Origin of the sequence: Actinoplanes sp. NPDC051343 (assembly GCF_044455125.1) — a bacterium.
Classification (GTDB): domain Bacteria; phylum Actinomycetota; class Actinomycetes; order Mycobacteriales; family Micromonosporaceae; genus Actinoplanes.
In genome coordinates this window covers 286,390-302,282 of sequence record NZ_JBITEL010000004.1, presented here as the reverse complement: position 1 = coordinate 302,282, position 15,893 = coordinate 286,390, and the positions used below count along the sequence as shown (strand labels likewise).

Sequence of the window (15,893 nt, the reverse complement as noted above, 5' to 3'; positions counted from 1 at the left end):
AATTCAGATCCCATTAAACGACTGCCGCTAGTGTCCCGCGATTGTGCCCATCCCCCTGAAACCGGTCGTTCGAGTCGAGTGGCTGCTGGTTGTCGCGCTCGCCGGCCTTGCCCTGCTCGCCCGGCTCGTCGGGTTGCATCAGCGAACCGGCGACATGGTCATCTTCGAGACCTGGTCCCATCAGCTGGTCACGGCGGGCGGCTGGCGGGGCCTGAGCAAACAGATCGGCAACTACAACGCGCCGTTTCTGTATCTGCTGCTGTTCGCCACGTACCTGCCCGGGTCGCTGATCGTCAAGATCAAGCTGGTCTGGATGGTCTTCGACGTCGTGCTGGCGTTCTTCACGTACAAGCTCGTCGGGCTGGCCTGGCCGGGCCGGCGCATCCCGGTGATCGCGGCGCTGATCATGGTCTTCGTCCCGACCGTGATCCTCAACGCCTCCTATTACGGGCAGATCGACGACATGTACGCGTCGTTCTGCGTCGGCGCCCTCTATTTCCTGCTCCGCGGCAGACCCTGGTGGGGGCTCGCGATGTGCGGCGTCGCGCTCTCGCTCAAGCCGCAGGGGGTCTTCATCTTCCCGCTGGTCGGCCTGCTGCTGCTGGCCGGGCGGATCCCCTGGCGCTCGCTGCTGGCCGTCCCGGCGGTCTACCTCGCCTTGGACGTGCCGGCCCTGCTCCTCGGCCGCAGCCCGGGTGAGCTGCTGACGATCTACTCGCCCAGCCGGCAGAGCCAGTGGATCACCAGGTTGACCTACCAGGCGCCGTCGATCTACAACTTCATCCCGGGTTCACCGGACCGGATCGACTCGATCAAGAAGCTCGGCGAGATCTTCCTGGTCGCGCTCATCCTCGGCATCTACTACGTGCTGATCGTCCGCCGGGTCGAACTCACCAGGGCCCGGATCGTCACGGTGAGCGCGCTCTTCGCCATCATGGTGCCGTTCCTGCTGGCCGGCATGCATGAGCGCTACTTCTTCCTGGCCGACGTGATGGCGGTCGCGCTGGTCTTCTTCCGGCCCCGCCTCTGGTACGTCGCGCTGCTCGTGGAATCGGCGTCGTTCCTGTCCTACCTGCCCTACCTCTTCCACTGGACCAAGGCGACCCTGCCGATGACGGTCCCGTCGACGCTGATGCTCGCCGCGCTGATCGTCGTCGCGTACCACGTGGTGCGCGACGCGGCGCAGCCCGCGGCCGACCCGCCCGGCTCCGGAAAGGCCCGGGTTCCGGCGGCCCGAGCGGCCGCCGACGACCCGGTGACCGAGGTGCTGGCCAACGCTTAGCGGTCAGGCCGGCGTCGGACGACGCCGGCCTTTCCGGTACGCCCTAATCGCCGTCGACGCGGAGCGCGGCCAGCGTCTCCTCCAGCTCGTCCGGCTTGATCAGCACGTCGCGGGCCTTGGAACCCTCGGACGGCCCGACGATCCCCCGCGTCTCCATCAGGTCCATCAGGCGCCCCGCCTTGGCGAAGCCGACCCGCAGCTTGCGCTGAAGCATCGAGGTCGAGCCGAACTGGCTGCTCACCACCAGGTCGATGGCCTGCACCAGCACGTCGAGGTCGTCGCCGATCTCCTCGTCGATCTGCTTCTTCTTGCTCGGCGGCGCCTCGGTGACACCCTCGCTGAACTCCGGATCGCGCTGGTCCTTGCAGAATTCGACGACCGCCTTGATCTCCTTCTCGTCGACCCAGGCACCCTGGATGCGGGTCGGCTTGGAGGCGCCCATCGGCAGGAACAGGCCGTCGCCCCGGCCGAGCAGCTTCTCGGCGCCCGGCTGGTCGAGGATGACCCGGCTGTCGGCGAGGCTGGAGGTGGCGAAGGCGAGCCGGGACGGCACATTCGCCTTGATCAGGCCGGTGACCACGTCGACCGACGGCCGCTGGGTGGCCAGCACCAGGTGGATGCCGGCGGCCCGGGCCAGCTGGGTGATGCGGACGACCGAGTCCTCCACGTCGCGGGGCGCGACCATCATCAGGTCGGCCAGCTCATCGACGATCACCAGCAGATAGGGGTACGGCTTCATCTCCCGTTCACTGCCCGGCGGCGCGGTGATCTCGCCGCTGCGGACCTTGCGGTTGAAGTCGTCGACGTGACGTACGCCGTTGGCCGCGAGATCGTCGTAGCGCATGTCCATTTCGCGGACGACCCACTCGAGCGCGTCGGCCGCCTTCTTCGGGTTGGTGACGATCGGCGTGACGAGGTGCGGGATCCCCTCGTACGACGTCATCTCCACCCGCTTCGGGTCGACCAGCAGCAGGCGGACCTCGTCCGGGGTGGCCCGGGAGAGCAGCGAGACCAGGATCGAATTGAGACAGGAGCTCTTGCCCGCGCCGGTCGCGCCCGCGATCAGGATGTGCGGCATCTTGGCCAGGTTGGCCACCACGAAGCCGCCCTCGATGTCCTTGCCCAGCGCGACAAGCATCGGGTGGTGGTCGGCGGTGGCGGCCCGCGACCGGAGCACGTCACCGAGCGAGACGTTCTCCGGGTCGGTGTTGGGGATCTCGACGCCGACCGCGCTCTTGCCCGGGATGGGGCTCAGGATGCGCACGTCGGGCGACTTCACGGCGTACGCGATGTTGCGCGACAGCTGGGTGATCCGCTCGACCTTGGTGCCCGGTCCGATCTCGACCTCGTAGCGGGTGACGGTCGGGCCGCGGGTGAAGCCGGTGACGACCGCGTCGACGTTGAACTGCTCGAACACCCCGGTCAGCGCGGCCATGATCTCGTCGTTGGCTCGGCTGCGGGCCTTCGCCGGAGGGCCCTGGGCGAGCAGGTTGGGTGGCGGCAGCCGGTAGTCGCCGGCCAGCGAGGAGATGTCCAGCTGCTCGGCCCGCGTCGGCAGCGGCTCGTTGTGCTCGGGCGGCGGCGGGGCCGCGGCCTTCTTCCGGCCGGCCGGCACCTTGGGCATCGCGATCGTGTCGTGCACGATCAGGTCGTCGTCGTCCGGCTCCGCCGCGGCCAGCCCGAGGTCGGCCAGCGAACCCTGCCGCCGGCGGGACGGCCGCCGGGGCTTGACCGGCTCCTCGTCGAGCTCGACGTCGAGGTCGTCCTCGGCGTCGTCGATCGACGGTTCGGGCAGCGGCGCGCGGTCGGTCGAGCGGCCGAGCAGCACGTCGACCAGCAGCAGGAACCGCTGGGGGACCTTGGAGATCGGGGTCGCCGTGATGACCAGCAGGCCGAAGACGAACAGCAGCACCAGCAGCGGCGCCGCGACCCAGACGGTGACCGCGTGCTCGAGCAGCTCGCCCACCCCGTAGCCGAGCAGGCCGCCGGCCCGGTCCATGCCGATGTCGTCGCGCGGGTGCTGGGCCAGGTGGAGCAGGGCCGCGGTCGAGACGACCAGGGCACTCCAGCCGACCACGGTGCGTCCGCGGTGCTCGGGGTCGGCCGGCTTGCGCATGAGCCGCACCGCGCCGTAGAGCAGCAGCAGCGGCAGGAGCACGGCCAGGCTGCCGAAGAACAGCCGGGTGGAGTCGGCCAGCCACTTGCCGACCGGTCCGGCGCTGCCCGCCCACACTCCGACCCCGACCAGAATGGCGAGGCCCAGCATGAGCAGCCCGGCACCGTCGCGGCGGTGCTCGGGGTCGATCTCCTTGGCCGTCGCGGCCTGTCGCCCGACGCCGCGGGCGGCCCAGCCGACACTGTGGGCCAGACCCATCCAGATCGCGCCGAGGCCCCGGCCGACGCCGTTGGCCAGGACCGCCCCCGCGCTCGGGCGGGCGATGCGGCGCGCTTGGGGGCGCCTTGTCCGGGTCGTCGTCTTTGTCGGCTTGGCCGCGGCCTTGCGGGCCGGTTGCCGGGCACGACTGGTCGCGGCGCCACGCGACGTGGACGTGGCGCGGCTCCGGCTCGCCGGAGAGGTTCGGCCCGCCATATCCATCACCGTAGTGCCCCGAGTCGCGCCGGCCGGGAAGGCGCACCGTGGCCATTAGGATCGTCGGGTGCAATCCCTGAGCCAAGAAATGATCACCGATGCGCTGACCGCCCGCGGTTTCCGCTATTTCGTCGACGAGGACGGTGACGTCGCCGGCAACTTCCAGGGCAACCTGATCTACTTCTTCCGGCTCGGTGCCGGGCGCCAGATCCTCCAGATCCGGGCGATGGTGCAGCACGTCTTCGGCATCGACGACGTCCGCCGGCTCTACGAGTTCTGCAACGCATGGAACCACGACCAGCTGTGGCCGAAGGCGTACGTGCACGTCAACGACGACGGGACGGCCAGCGTGATCGGCGAGGTCGTGGCCGACTGGGAGCACGGCGTCAGCGCGGAACAGCTCGATCAGGTCGTGATCTGCGGGGTGGCGACGGGCTGTCAGCTCGCCGACGCCGTTGCCGCACTACGACAAGACCGGCCCACGAGCTGAGCACCACCAGGACGGCGACGATCTGCGCCGCCCGTTCGTGGCCGTGTGGAAAGAAGACGCCGGCCACGTGATTGTCGAGGAAGCCGCCGGTCAGCGGCGGCCTCCCGGCCCGCTCGCGGGCGCGGTCCTCGACCCAGGTCAGCGGGCACGGCAGGCTCGCCGCGACCACCAGCACCAGCCAGGCCGCGGCGACCATCTGCACCCAGAGCAGCCGGGGCCACCACCACGCGACGAAGCCGCCGAGAACGCCGAGCGCCAGGAACCCGAAATGGGCGGCGACCGCGGCATCCGCGACGGCTTCGAAAACCACCTTTTTACGTTACGGGGTGGTGAACCCCAGGGCATAGTCACCGCTGCCGGAGTTGTCGACCACGACGTACCGGTAGATGCCGGAGCGTGCCTGCACCGCAAGCGTCTTGTCGCCGGCACCGGTCGCCTTGGCGACCGTGTGGAACCGGTTGCCGCTCAGCTTCTGCAGGAAGAGGTCGAAGTCGGCCCCGTCCGGCGCGTCCAGGCAGGCGGTCTGCTTGCCGGCGTTGGCCCGGAACGCGTTGCCGTCCGGCTGCGCCTGGGCATGGCCCTTCTTCAGCGAGCCCTGCCGCTGCACGGCCTGGTCGGCGCAGGCCGCCGACGCGTCGGTCGGCGGCGTGGTCGGCTCCTCGGTCGGCTCCTCGGTCGGCACCGCGCTGGTCGGCTCGGTCGCCGGAGCACTGGCCCCGCCGCCGCTGTCGCCGCCGCCCGTGGTCAGCAGCGTGAGGTTGTTGATCGCCAGGATCTCGTTGACCGGCTGGAAGAACGTCTCGCCGCCGACCGTGCAGTCGCCGGAACCGCCCGAGGTCACGCCCTGGGCCTGGTCACCGGCGAGCCAGGGGCCGCCCGAGTCACCGGCCTCAGCGCAGGCGTTGGTGCGGGTCAGGCCGGTGACCGCGCCTTCCGGATAGACCACGGTCTGGTTCTTGGCCTCGATCGTGCCGCAGTGCGTGCCGGAGGTCGAACCCGAACGGCAGACCGCCGCGCCGACCGGCGCCTCGGTGCTGCCCGCCACCGGGAGCAGGTTGCCCTTGTCGTCCTTGACGAACGGTTGCGGAGTCTGCCCGCCGGTGACCGCCACGAATCCCTCGTCGTTGTCACCCGGGAAGATAGACGCCTTGACCGCGCCCATCGCGCCCTGCTGCTGGTCGGACGTCTTGTCGCCGGGAGCGCCGCAGTGACCCGCGGTCACGAAGCCGCCCTCGACCGAGAATCCGATCGAGCAGCGGGCGGTGCCGCCGTCGAGCGAGATGAAGTACGGGTCGGCACCGTTCAGGTCGAGCAGCGGCTTGGGCGACGCGTTGCTGGTCACCACGCTGACGCCGTCCACACCGGCGTTCTCGGCCCACGCTTTCGCCTTGGCGGCCGCGTCCGGCTTGGCCACCACGACGACCTTGTTGGTCGTCACGTCGACGTACCAGCCGCTGAGGTTCTTGGCGTCGGCCTTCGCCGCGTCGAGCCTGGCCTTCGCCGCGTCCAGGGTCTGCTCGCTGTGCTTGACCATCACCGGCACCGCACCGGCCGACTTGGCCGCCGTCGCCGCGTCGGCGTTGGTGACCGCGACCTTCAACGTGGTGCCGTCCGGCGCGAGCCACGAACCACCGAAGTCACTGCCGGTCTCGGCCGAAAGCTTCGCCGAGACCCCGCTCGCCCACTTGGCCCGCTTCAGGCGGGCAGCCGCCTGATCGGCGTTGAGGCCCAGGTCACGCTGCATCGCCGCAAGGATCTGCGGAGAAACGCCACCACTTCCGCCCGGCGCCTTGGCGGCGGACTGCGGAGTAGTGCCGGCCATCGACGGCAGCGTGAAAGCCACTGCCGCTCCGGCCGCCGCCACGACCGCGGCCGCCACCGCGATCTTCCGGCGTTGCGCCACGGTGGTCCGTTGGCGTCGCGCCATGGCGGTCCGTCTGCGTTGCATCGTCGAGTACTCCCCTCGCCACGGGTGCCGTGGGGGCGGCACCGGTGACCAGAAGTACGGACTTCGGTGGAAAAGGGTTCAGACCTCGACGACCGTTGGCACGATCATCGGGCGCCGTCGATAGGCGTCGTTGACCCAGCGGCCCACCGTCCGGCGTACGACCTGCTGCAACTGGTGTGGGTCGGCGATGCCGTCCTCGGCCGATTTGTGCAGGGCCGCGGTCAGCAGAGGAATGACCGGACTGAACGCCTCGGGGTCCTCCGAGAAGCCCTTGGCCGACACGCTCGGCTCGCCGACCACCTTGCCGGTCACCGAATCGATCACCACAGTGGCCGAGATGAACCCGCCGTCGCCCAGGATCCGCCGCTCGGTCAGCAGCGACTCGCTGACGTCGCCGACCGCGAGACCGTCGACATAGACGTACCGGTTTTCCACCCGGCCCACGTGCCGGGCATGACCCTCGACCAGGTCGACGACGTCGCCGTCCTCGCAAAGCACCACCCGGTCGGGCGCGACACCCGACTCGACGCCCAGCTGGGCGTGCGCCCGCAGATGCCGCCACTCGCCGTGCACCGGCATCAGGTTGCTAGGTCGCACCACGTTGAGCAGGAAGAGCAGCTCACCGGCCGGGGCGTGGCCGGAGACGTGCACCTTGGCCGTCTCCTTGTGCACGACGGTGGCGCCGGCCCGGGACAGCTGGTTGATGACCCGGTAGACCGAGGTCTCGTTGCCCGGGACCAGCGAACTGGCCAGCACGACCGTGTCACCCGGCGTGATCGTGATGTGCCGGTGATCGCCGGTCGACATGCGGCCGAGCGCGCTCATCGGCTCGCCCTGCGACCCGGTCGACATGAAGACGATCTCGTCCGGCGGCAGGTTGGTCGCCTCGTCGAGACCGACCAGCAGGCCTTCCGGCACGTGCAGCAGACCCAGGTCGCGGGCGATACCCATGTTGCGGACCATCGAACGGCCGATCAGCGCGACCTTGCGGTCGTACTCCCAGGCGGCATCGAACACCTGCTGGACCCGGTGCACGTGCGAGGCGAAGCTGGCCACGATGATGCGACCACGGGCCTTGCCGAAGATCGAGCTGAGCACCGGGCCGATCTCCCGCTCGGGCGCCACGAACCCGGGCACCTCGGCGTTTGTCGAATCGGACAGCAGCAGATCGACGCCCTCGGCGCCGAGCCTGGCAAAACCGGCCAGGTCGGTGATGCGGCCGTCCAGCGGCACCTGGTCCATCTTGAAGTCACCGGTGTGCAGCACCAGGCCGGCCGGGGTGCGCACGGCAACCGCCAGAGCGTCCGGGATCGAGTGGTTGACCGCGAAGAACTCGCACTCGAACGGGCCCAGCCGCTCGGTCTGCCCCTCCCGCACGGTCAACGTGTAAGGGTCCAGGCGGCGCTCGGCCAGCTTGGCTTCGACCAGGGCGAGCGTGAACTCGGACCCGACCAGGGGGATGTCGGCCTTGTGGGCCAGCAGATAGGGAACCGCGCCGATGTGATCCTCATGGCCGTGCGTGAGCACGATCGCCTGGACGTCGTCGAGCCGGTCGAGGATCGAGCTGAAGTCGGGCAGGATGAGATCGACCCCGGGCTGTTCCACGTCGGGGAACAGCACCCCACAGTCGATCACCAGAAGCTTGCCGTCGAACTCCAGCACTGTCATATTGCGGCCGATCGCCCCGAGGCCGCCCATCGGGATGACGCGCAAGGCGCCTTCGGGCAGCGGCGGCGGCGGATCCAGCTCCACGTGTGCTTGACTCATTCGCGTCTTTCTGTCTGTCTCAGGCCGGAGCGCCGGCCCTGTCTCAGGCCGGGGGCCCGGCCCATACGTCTTTTAGAGGGTGAGGCCGGCCGCCGAGGCATCCAGCCGCAACTGGCCCAGCTCCTGCTCGCTCGCGTCGACCAGCGGCGACCGGACCGGGCCCGCGGGCAGGCCGCGGGCGCGCAGCCCGGCCTTGACCAGCATGGTCCCCGGGACCCGGAAGATGCCGGTGAACAGCGGCATCGCCCGGCGATGCAAGGCCAGGGCGGCGGCGGTGTCGCCCCGCTCGTACGCCTCGATCATCTCCTTGGCGATCGGCCCGGTGAAATGGGTCGACGTGCCGACCAGCCCGACCCCGCCGATCGACAGCAGAGGCAGGGTGGCGGCGTCGTCGCCCGAGTAGTAAGCCAGGTCGGTGCGGGCAAGCACCCAGGAACTGGCGATGAGGTCGCCCTTGGCGTCCTTCACCCCGACGATGCGCTCGTGCTCGGCGAGCCGGCACATCGTCTCCGTGGCGATCGCCACACCGGCCCGGTGCGGAATGTCGTAAACCAGGATCGGCAGGCCGACCACGTCGGCGACGGCCCGGAAGTGCCGCTCGACACCGGCCTGCGGGGGCTTGTTGTAGTAAGGGGTCACGACCAGCAGGCCGTGGGCACCGGCCTTCTCCGCGGCGTGCGCGAGCTCGATCGTGTGTGCGGTGTTGTTGGTGCCGACACCGGCCACGACCTGGGCCCGGTCGCCGACCGCCTCGACCACGGCCCGCAGCAGCCGGTCCTTTTCCGCGTCGGTGGTGGTCGGCGACTCGCCGGTGGTTCCACTGATCACGAGAGCGTCGTTGCGCTGCTCGTCGACGAGGTAGGAGGCCAGTTTCGCCGCGCCCTCGACATCGAGGGAGCCGTCCGGGGCGAACGGAGTGACCATGGCGGTCAGCAGCCGGCCGAAGGGTCGCGGGTCGTGCGTCATACCCACCAACCTAGCGGACGCCAACCCTAGACGTAGAAGGCGGTGAACGGGGCCCAGGGGAGGTTGCGCAGCACGCTCCAGACTCCCCAGACGACCATGAAGCCGACCATCACCCGCGGGCTGATGGTGAGCTGCGGCAGCTTCCAGTTGAACAGGCGGCGCCCGGCCCAGGCCACGTACATGTAAAGCAGGAACGGCACCGCGAAGGTGAAGATCGCATGGTGCCGGGCGGCGGCCGGGATGTTGCCGTGCAGCAAATACCACGCGGCGCGGGTGCCGCCGCAGCCCGGGCAGTTGAAGCCGGTGGTCAGCTTGAGCAGACAGGTCGGTGCGGCGCCGGCGTCGGCCCGCTCGGGGTGGCTGAGCAGCGTGTATCCGACCGCGCCGCCCATGCAGACGAGCATCGCGACCGGGGCCACCCACACCGGCGAACGGTGCCGGATGCGCTGGACCAACCGGGTCAGGCGATCTTGCCGGGGCTGCTGCGCGGCCCAGTAGGCCAGCCACTCGGGCGGCACCGGCGGACCTTGCATCGGCTGGCTCGCCAGCTCGGCCGGGAACGATCCCGGATCCGGTGTCAGAGCGGCCGGCGCGGTAGGAAGAGAGCCCGGCGAGAAGGCAAGCCCGTCCGCCGAAGTCGCACTGCTCATGGCCGCCACGCTACACCGGCCGGTCGATCGCGATCCGGCACCGATCAGGGGTGGTCGCCGATCTCGGCGTGGGCTTTGAGGGCCGCCGTCAGCGGACCCGCGAAGTCGCCGCGCTCCGGGGTGGCGACCGAATGCAGGCCCAGCCAGCCGGCCAGCCGGTGCAGCTCGGCGGCGAGCGCGACCGCGGTCTCCTCCTGGCCCGCGGACGGCTCGAGCCAGGCCGCCGGGATCTGCAGCACCCCGGTCTTACGGTCGGCCTTGAGGTCGACCCGGGCCGCCAGCTGGTCGCCGAGCAGGAACGGGAGCACGTAGTAGCCGTAGAGCCGCTGTGCGGCCGGCACATAGATCTCGATGCGGTAGTTCATGCCGAACAGCCGCTCGGTGCGCCCCCGCTCCCAGATCAGCGGGTCGAACGGGCTGACCAGCGTGGCCGCCCGCACCCAGCGCGGCAGCCTGGCCTCGTGATGAAGGTAGGTCGGCTGCTTCCAGCCCGGTACCGTGACCGGTTGCAGCACCTGGTCTTCGACCAGCTCCGCGACCGCCTGCTTGAAGCCGTCGACCGGCAGCCGGAAGTAGTCACGGAGCTCGGGCTCGGCGGCCACGCCCAGGGAGCGCGCGGAGAGCTCGACCAGAGCCCGGAACGCATCGGCCGGCGACGGGGTGGGCGCATCGAGCACCGCCGGTGGCAGCACGCGTTCCGGCACGTCGTAGCGCCGGGCGAACGAGGTGGTGCGGTCGGCCGCGGTGATCTGGCCGGTGTAGAACAGCCACTCGAGCGCGTGCTTGGTGGCCGACCAGTTCCAACCCCAGTTGTCCTTGCTGCGGGGTGTGTCGTCCTCGATCTGGGCAGCCGTGATCGGGCCGCGGCGGCGCACCTCCTCGAGCACGCGGGCGATCAGGCCGGGCTGCTCCTCGGCGAGCCTGCGCATCCCGCCCCAGGCGAAGTCGACCGCCCGGTCCATCCGCCAGCGGAACAACGGCTGGAGGTCGGTGGTGATCAGCGAGGCCTCGTGACCCCAGAACTCGAACAGCTCGCGGGGCTTGCGGTAGGCCGCCCGCTCGAGCAACTCGACCGGGTAGGGGCCGAGGCGGCTGTAGAGCGGCATGAAGTGGGCCCGCTGGAGGACGTTGACCGAGTCCATCTGGATCAGGTGCAGCCGGCGCAGCACCCGCCGCAGGTGGCGCAGGTCGGTGGCGCCGCCCGGCTTGGGGTCGGTGAAGCCCTGCGCGGCCAGCGTGATGCGGCGGGCCTGGGCCAGAGAGAGCGAGTCGGGAACTGCCACGGAAAAACCTTAGAGCGGGGGTACGACAATTTGGGAATGCTTCAGATCCGGCCCATCGCCGAAGATGAGATCGACGCGGTTGCCCGCGTCCACGTCCGCTCCTGGCAGTCCGGGTATGCCGGGATCGTTCCGGAGGAATTCCTCGCCTCGCTCGACCCGGCCGAATTCGCGGCACGGCGGCGCTACACGGCCGTCCCACCCGGCGGTGGCGCGATGTGCGCGGTCGACGACGGGCGGGTCGTCGGACACGCCGTGTTCGGGCCGTACCGGCCGGAGAAGGACGTCGTCGACCCGTCGATGGGCGAGCTCTACTCGATCTACATCGACCCCGGCGAGTGGGGAAACGGCACCGGGCACCGTCTGTTCGCGACGGCCCGGGAACGGCTGACCAAGGCAGGCTTCCCCGGCATGCGGCTCTGGGTGCTCGAGGAGAACCACCGGGCGCGGCGCTTCTACGAGCGCCAGGGCATGTCGCCGGACGGCGAACGCGAGGTCTGGATCCCGCGCGGCTACCGGGTCGAACTGCCCGAACTGCGCTACGCGATGGCTCTGTAGGCTTCCGGCATGGCACTCGGCTTCGTCCGCCCCGCCCGTCCGGAAGACGCGGCGGAGATCGCACGCATCCAGCTCTCGACCTGGCGGTCGTCCTACCGGCGCATGTTCCCGCCGCACGTGCTGGCCGGCCTCGACGAGGCCTACCTGACGCGGGGCTGGTCGGAGGCGATCGAGTCGGCGCCGAGCAGCCGCCACCGGGTGCTGATCTCGGTCGAGCAGAGCGACGCCTCGACCGCGGTGGTCGGCTTCGCGGCGGCCGGGCCGGCCGACGAGCAGGCGCTCGCACCCGAGGAGCCGCCGCTCGCCGACGACGTGGCGGCCGTCACCGACCTGCTGATCGAGCCGCGCTGGGGGCGCCGCGGGCACGGCAGCCGGCTGCTCGCCGCGGTCGTCGACCTGTGGCGGGAGGACGGCTTCACCACCGCGGTGGCCTGGGCCTACGAGCAGGACAAGGCGATGCAGAAGTTCCTGGCCTCGGCCGGGTGGGAGCCCGACGGGGTCGGGCGGGCGCTCGACGTCGACAACATGCTCGTGCCCCAGGTGAGGTTCCACGTCGCGATCAGCCCAGACGGAGAAACCGAAGAATGATCAAGCCGACCTTCGTGTACGACGGCGACTGCTCGTTCTGCACCACGTGCGCCGAGTTCATCGAGCGCCGCATCCCGACCCGCGCCCGAGTGGTGCCGTGGCAGTTCGCCGATCTCGACGCGCTCGGCCTCACGGTCGAGCAGTGCGAGTCGGCCGTGCAGTGGGTCGGCGACGACGGCCGGGTCGCGGCCGGCCCCGATGCGATCGCCCTGATGCTGCGCGACGCGGGGCGGTTCTGGCAGTTCGCGGGTGGTGCGCTCCAGCTGGGTCCGGTGCGGCTCGCGGCCTGGCCGGCCTACCACTGGGTGGCCGACCACCGGCACCTGCTGCCCGGCGGCACCGCCGCGTGCTCGCTGCCCCAGGCCCAGCGCGACCTGCTCTACGGCACCGGCGGCGCCGCCCCCGAGGCCGCCTGACAGGGCCCGGACGACCGCCGCCTGACAAGGCCCGGACGACCGCCGCCAACCAAGACCCGGACGACCGCCGCCGGCCAAGACCCGGACGACCGCCGCCAACCAAGACCCGGACGACCGCCGCCGGCCAAGACCGGCCGTAACAAGAACGACAGGAACGGGAACGGCAGGAAGCCGGAACTCGAACGGCCGGAACTGGAACGGCGGAACTGGAACGGCCGGAACCGGACAGGGACGGCTGGAACAGGAACGGCCGGACAGGAACGGCCGGACGAAGCACAAGCGGGCCGGGGGTGCTGCCTCGGCGACCGATGTGGTCAGGCGCTGCCCGGTGCGGCGGCCGCCTCGGTTGGAACGGCATTCGCCGGCTCCGGGTCGGCTGGTGGCTCGTCGGCGGAGAAGCGGCGCCGGGCCCAGACGATTGGTCGCACCCTCTCCAGCGGCAGGAAGCTGGTCAGCGCGATCAGGTGCGGCATGAACGAGATCGTGATGGTCGCGAAGGTCATCAGGTGGAACGTGTAGAAGAACGCCACCACCCAGCCTCGCAGCCGCCTCGGCACCGCAAAGATCAGTGGGCTGAGCAGCTCGAACGAGATGATGCCGATCTGCGACACGATCAGCAGGCCGGGCACCGAGGCGATCACGTCGGCGAGCGGAGTGCCCCGGCGGATGATCGCCTGGGCGAGCACCGAGCTGGTGAACCAGTGCGGCCCGCCGATGCGCAGCTTCGCCCACGCGGCCAGGAAGTACGTGCAGATCACGGCGATCTGAGTGACGCGGAGCGCCCAGCCGCCCGCTTCCGAGAGCGTGCGATCACCGTGGCGGGCGCGGCCCGCGGTCGGCAGGACGGCCAGCGCGACCAGGAACCCGAACCGGTCGTGGTCGACCTTGCCGTAGCTCATCGCGATGATCATCCACTCGAAGTAGAGCAGGAAGACCGCCCACCCGAGCAGGCGCGGCGCCCGCCCGGTGGCCGCGAGCAGAGTGAGGACGAGCAGCACCCAGAAGACGGTGTGCACGATCAGCGCGGTCGGCGTCGGCAGCGGCAGCAGGCGGCCGATCAGCAGCGGGCGGTACAGCGACCCCGGCGTGTCGGCGTGCGCGCGCACCCACGGCGTGAAGATCACCATGTCGGCGGCGACGAACAGGTAGACAAGCGTGCGGAACGCCGCGATCCGGGAGCGAGGGACCGGCTCGAACAGCCACTTCACGACTTCACCCAATCGGCGATGACCTGGTCGGTCCAGGTGCCGGTGGGACGGCTGTGCTTCACGCCGTGCCACCGGATGACGAGACGGACCTCGCGGAGCGCGGGGGCGGCCGGGTTGCGTACGGCGTACGCGTCAGCGACCTCGCGCAACCGCGCGGGGTCCGCGACGTACGCACCCTCCTGGCCCTCGATCTCGGCCCGGCGGATGCCGGAGTTGGTCTCGGTCAGCGGCACCACCTTGCCGGTGACGTCGACGCCCTCGACCCGGGAGTCCTTGGCCGCCTGGTTCGGGCCGGGGGCCGACGCATACATCCGGAAGGGGCCGAACGGGAAGTCGTCGTCGTCGCCCCAGAACGTGCCCCACACCAGCAGGACGGCGGCGGCAAAAGTGAACGCGACCCGGATCCACCGGCCGCGCAGGGTCAGTCCATTCATCGGACGACAACCTACCCGGCCTAGTCGAGGAAGGCGTCCAGGCCGACCGTGAGGCCGGGGTGGCTGACGATGGCGCGGACCGCGAGCAGCACGCCGGGCATGAACGAGACCCGGTCGAGCGAGTCGTGGCGGATCGTCAGCGTCTCGCCCCCGGTGCCGAACAGCACCTCCTGGTGCGCGACCAGGCCGGCCGCCCGCACCGAGTGCACCCGCACGCCTTCGACATCGGTGCCGCGGGCGCCCGGCGCTTCTTCCTTGGTCGCGTCGGGCATCGGGCCCAGTCCGGCGTCGGCGCGGGCCGCCGCGATCAGCCGGGCGGTGTGGCCCGAGGTGCCGCTCGGGGCGTCCAGCTTGCGCGGGTGGTGCTGCTCGATGATCTCGGCCGACTCGAAGTAGCGGGCCGCTTTCGCCGCGAACTGCATCATCAGCACGGCGCCGATGCCGAAGTTGGGGGCGACCAGCACGCCGACGGACGGCTGGGACGACAGCCACCCGCGTACGGAAGCAAGTTTTTGCTCGGTGAAGCCGGTCGTGCCCACCACCGCATGGATTCCCTGGCCGATGGCCCATTCCAGGTTGCCCATCACGACGTCGGGGGTGGTGAAGTCGACGACCACCTGGGCTGCCGCCGCGCCGGACCGATCGTCGGTCTGGTCGATCGCCGCCACCAGTTCGAGGTCGTCGGCGGCGTCGACCGCCTTGCAGACCTCGGAACCCATGCGCCCCTGGGCGCCGAAGACACCTACGCGAATCACCGGGTCAACCTAACGCAGCCCGGCGCCGCTCCCACCAGCGCTCCCCCAGCCCCACGAACAGGAAGGTCAGGCCCACGTAGAGCCAGCCGACCAGCACGTCGGCCACGTAGTGCTCGCCGGTGTAGACCAGGGTGAAGGTCATCGCGAGCGGGTAGGCGAGGAGCACCGGCCACCAGCGGCGGCGGACCATCGGCAGGAAGAAGGCGGCGGCCATCATCGCGTACGCGGTGTGCAGCGACGGCATGGCCGCGACCAGGTTGGACTGGTCGGCCTGCAGCGCGTTGAGCGTGTTGCCGGCACTGTGCAGCCCGAGCGCCGACCAGCCGTCGGTCGAGATGCGGGCCACCGGCTGGGCCAGATAGCCGTAGGTCGAGGCCCACCAGGGCGGGGCCGCCGGGTACAGGAAGTAGGTGATGAGGCCGGCCACGCTGAGCACCACCCAGCGCCGCATGAACCGGTAGGACAGGCCGCGGTTGCGCAGCCAGAGGATCACCGCGACGGTCGGTACGGTCAGGAAGTGGGAGGTGTAGATCAGCGTCACGACCACCTCCCACCACTGCACGTGGCCGGGGTGGTAGAGGTGCTGCTGGAGCCAGATCGTCGGGATGTGGCCGCCGGTGAACCACCCGAACAGCCACTCGTCGAAGCGGATCATCGGGGTGATGTGCGGGGCGAACAGGTTGTCGGCCGAGCCCCGGGTGACGTTGTAGATCTCCAGGAGCGCCACCACCGGCAGCCAGTCGCGCAGGAACCTCAGATGCTCGCGCCAGGGCCGGTGGTTGCGCCACGCGATGGTGGCCAGCCAGAGCCAGCCGAACGCCTCCAGCGGATCGCTGGTCGGGATGCCGACCACAGCCACGAAAGCCGCGAACGCCGCCACCCAGATCGCGAGACCGATGACCCGCCGCTTGCGCAGATCGAGCGGCGGGTCGGTGGAATCGGGAGTGCCGGGCGGGGCGTC

The 15,893-nt window shown here is 70.3% G+C and carries 16 protein-coding genes; 5 read left to right on the top strand and 11 right to left on the bottom strand.

Annotated features, from left to right (window positions below):
• Nucleotides 1-43: 43 nt before the first annotated feature.
• Complete coding sequence (locus tag ACIA5C_RS15495) at nucleotides 44-1,282, top strand: glycosyltransferase 87 family protein (RefSeq protein WP_396054869.1); 1,239 nt, start codon at nucleotides 44-46, stop codon at nucleotides 1,280-1,282.
• Nucleotides 1,283-1,325: 43 nt separating this feature from the next.
• Here ACIA5C_RS15495 and ACIA5C_RS15490 read toward each other — a convergent pair whose 3' ends face one another.
• Entirely contained in the window at nucleotides 1,326-3,872 is a 2,547-nt protein-coding gene (locus tag ACIA5C_RS15490; RefSeq protein ID WP_396054867.1) for a DNA translocase FtsK 4TM domain-containing protein, read from the bottom strand.
• A 67-nt stretch (nucleotides 3,873-3,939) separates the two neighbouring features.
• Here ACIA5C_RS15490 and ACIA5C_RS15485 point away from each other — a divergent pair, with 67 nt between their 5' ends.
• Nucleotides 3,940-4,362, top strand: coding sequence for a YbjN domain-containing protein (locus tag ACIA5C_RS15485; protein WP_396054865.1), 423 nt, complete (start codon nucleotides 3,940-3,942; stop codon nucleotides 4,360-4,362).
• On the opposite strand, the gene ACIA5C_RS15480 is transcribed toward ACIA5C_RS15485, so the two are convergent.
• From ACIA5C_RS15480 to ACIA5C_RS15455, 6 genes are all read right to left on the bottom strand, one after another.
• On the bottom strand, nucleotides 4,259-4,672 hold the full coding sequence (locus ACIA5C_RS15480; protein WP_396054863.1) for a DUF2784 domain-containing protein: 414 nt from the start codon (nucleotides 4,670-4,672) through the stop codon (nucleotides 4,259-4,261). The two genes, ACIA5C_RS15485 and ACIA5C_RS15480, sit on opposite strands and share 104 nt — an antisense overlap.
• Nucleotides 4,673-4,681: 9 nt before the next feature.
• Entirely contained in the window at nucleotides 4,682-6,289 is a 1,608-nt protein-coding gene (locus tag ACIA5C_RS15475) for a S1 family peptidase (RefSeq protein ID WP_396054861.1), read from the bottom strand.
• A gap of 99 nt (nucleotides 6,290-6,388) precedes the next feature.
• Entirely contained in the window at nucleotides 6,389-8,077 is a 1,689-nt protein-coding gene (locus ACIA5C_RS15470) for a ribonuclease J (RefSeq protein ID WP_396054859.1), read from the bottom strand.
• A gap of 72 nt (nucleotides 8,078-8,149) precedes the next feature.
• Nucleotides 8,150-9,043, bottom strand: a complete 894-nt coding sequence (dapA, locus tag ACIA5C_RS15465; protein ID WP_396054857.1) for a 4-hydroxy-tetrahydrodipicolinate synthase — start codon at nucleotides 9,041-9,043, stop codon at nucleotides 8,150-8,152.
• A 26-nt stretch (nucleotides 9,044-9,069) separates the two neighbouring features.
• A complete protein-coding gene (locus ACIA5C_RS15460) occupies nucleotides 9,070-9,693 on the bottom strand; it encodes a DUF2752 domain-containing protein (protein ID WP_396054855.1) in 624 nt (207 codons plus the stop codon).
• Between the two features lie 44 nt (nucleotides 9,694-9,737).
• Complete coding sequence (locus ACIA5C_RS15455) at nucleotides 9,738-10,976, bottom strand: winged helix-turn-helix domain-containing protein (RefSeq protein ID WP_396054852.1); 1,239 nt, start codon at nucleotides 10,974-10,976, stop codon at nucleotides 9,738-9,740.
• 36 nt (nucleotides 10,977-11,012) lie between these two features.
• Between ACIA5C_RS15455 and ACIA5C_RS15450 the strand changes: the two genes are divergently transcribed.
• From ACIA5C_RS15450 to ACIA5C_RS15440, 3 genes are read left to right on the top strand one after another with little or no spacing between them, the layout of a single operon-like run.
• A complete protein-coding gene (locus ACIA5C_RS15450; protein ID WP_396054850.1) occupies nucleotides 11,013-11,531 on the top strand; it encodes a GNAT family N-acetyltransferase in 519 nt (172 codons plus the stop codon).
• 9 nt (nucleotides 11,532-11,540) lie between these two features.
• A complete protein-coding gene (locus tag ACIA5C_RS15445) occupies nucleotides 11,541-12,119 on the top strand; it encodes a GNAT family N-acetyltransferase (protein WP_396054848.1) in 579 nt (192 codons plus the stop codon).
• The gene (locus ACIA5C_RS15440; protein ID WP_396054846.1) at nucleotides 12,116-12,535 is read left to right on the top strand and encodes a thiol-disulfide oxidoreductase DCC family protein; all 420 of its coding nucleotides are present in this window, start codon (nucleotides 12,116-12,118) and stop codon (nucleotides 12,533-12,535) included. Before ACIA5C_RS15445 ends, ACIA5C_RS15440 begins: the two co-directional genes overlap by 4 nt.
• Before the next feature lie 314 nt (nucleotides 12,536-12,849).
• On the opposite strand, the gene ACIA5C_RS15435 is transcribed toward ACIA5C_RS15440, so the two are convergent.
• The 4 genes from ACIA5C_RS15435 to ACIA5C_RS15420 are packed head-to-tail and all read right to left on the bottom strand — an operon-like array spanning nucleotide 12,850 to nucleotide 15,848.
• Nucleotides 12,850-13,743 (bottom strand): MFS transporter permease, encoded by an 894-nt coding sequence (locus ACIA5C_RS15435; RefSeq protein ID WP_396054844.1) that lies wholly within the window; start codon nucleotides 13,741-13,743, stop codon nucleotides 12,850-12,852.
• The gene (locus ACIA5C_RS15430; protein ID WP_396054842.1) at nucleotides 13,740-14,177 is read right to left on the bottom strand and encodes a hypothetical protein; all 438 of its coding nucleotides are present in this window, start codon (nucleotides 14,175-14,177) and stop codon (nucleotides 13,740-13,742) included. Before ACIA5C_RS15430 ends, ACIA5C_RS15435 begins: the two co-directional genes overlap by 4 nt.
• A gap of 20 nt (nucleotides 14,178-14,197) precedes the next feature.
• Nucleotides 14,198-14,932 (bottom strand): 4-hydroxy-tetrahydrodipicolinate reductase, encoded by a 735-nt coding sequence (gene dapB, locus ACIA5C_RS15425; RefSeq protein WP_396054840.1) that lies wholly within the window; start codon nucleotides 14,930-14,932, stop codon nucleotides 14,198-14,200.
• Nucleotides 14,933-14,936: 4 nt separating this feature from the next.
• On the bottom strand, nucleotides 14,937-15,848 hold the full coding sequence (locus ACIA5C_RS15420) for a phosphatase PAP2 family protein (RefSeq protein WP_396055615.1): 912 nt from the start codon (nucleotides 15,846-15,848) through the stop codon (nucleotides 14,937-14,939).
• Nucleotides 15,849-15,893 lie beyond the last annotated feature (45 nt).

What these genes read in the sequence shown, in the direction of transcription:
- ACIA5C_RS15490 (WP_396054867.1), bottom strand. Translation starts at nt 3,872, where the DNA reads ATGGCGGGCCGAACCTCTCCGGCGAGCCGGAGCCGCGCCACGTCCACG.
- ACIA5C_RS15475 (WP_396054861.1), bottom strand. Translation starts at nt 6,289, where the DNA reads ATGGCGCGACGCCAACGGACCACCGTGGCGCAACGCCGGAAGATCGCG.
- ACIA5C_RS15470 (WP_396054859.1), bottom strand. Translation starts at nt 8,077, where the DNA reads ATGAGTCAAGCACACGTGGAGCTGGATCCGCCGCCGCCGCTGCCCGAA.
- dapA (WP_396054857.1), bottom strand. Translation starts at nt 9,043, where the DNA reads ATGACGCACGACCCGCGACCCTTCGGCCGGCTGCTGACCGCCATGGTC.
- ACIA5C_RS15460 (WP_396054855.1), bottom strand. Translation starts at nt 9,693, where the DNA reads ATGAGCAGTGCGACTTCGGCGGACGGGCTTGCCTTCTCGCCGGGCTCT.
- ACIA5C_RS15450 (WP_396054850.1), top strand. Translation starts at nt 11,013, where the DNA reads ATGCTTCAGATCCGGCCCATCGCCGAAGATGAGATCGACGCGGTTGCC.
- ACIA5C_RS15445 (WP_396054848.1), top strand. Translation starts at nt 11,541, where the DNA reads ATGGCACTCGGCTTCGTCCGCCCCGCCCGTCCGGAAGACGCGGCGGAG.
- ACIA5C_RS15440 (WP_396054846.1), top strand. Translation starts at nt 12,116, where the DNA reads ATGATCAAGCCGACCTTCGTGTACGACGGCGACTGCTCGTTCTGCACC.
- ACIA5C_RS15430 (WP_396054842.1), bottom strand. Translation starts at nt 14,177, where the DNA reads ATGAATGGACTGACCCTGCGCGGCCGGTGGATCCGGGTCGCGTTCACT.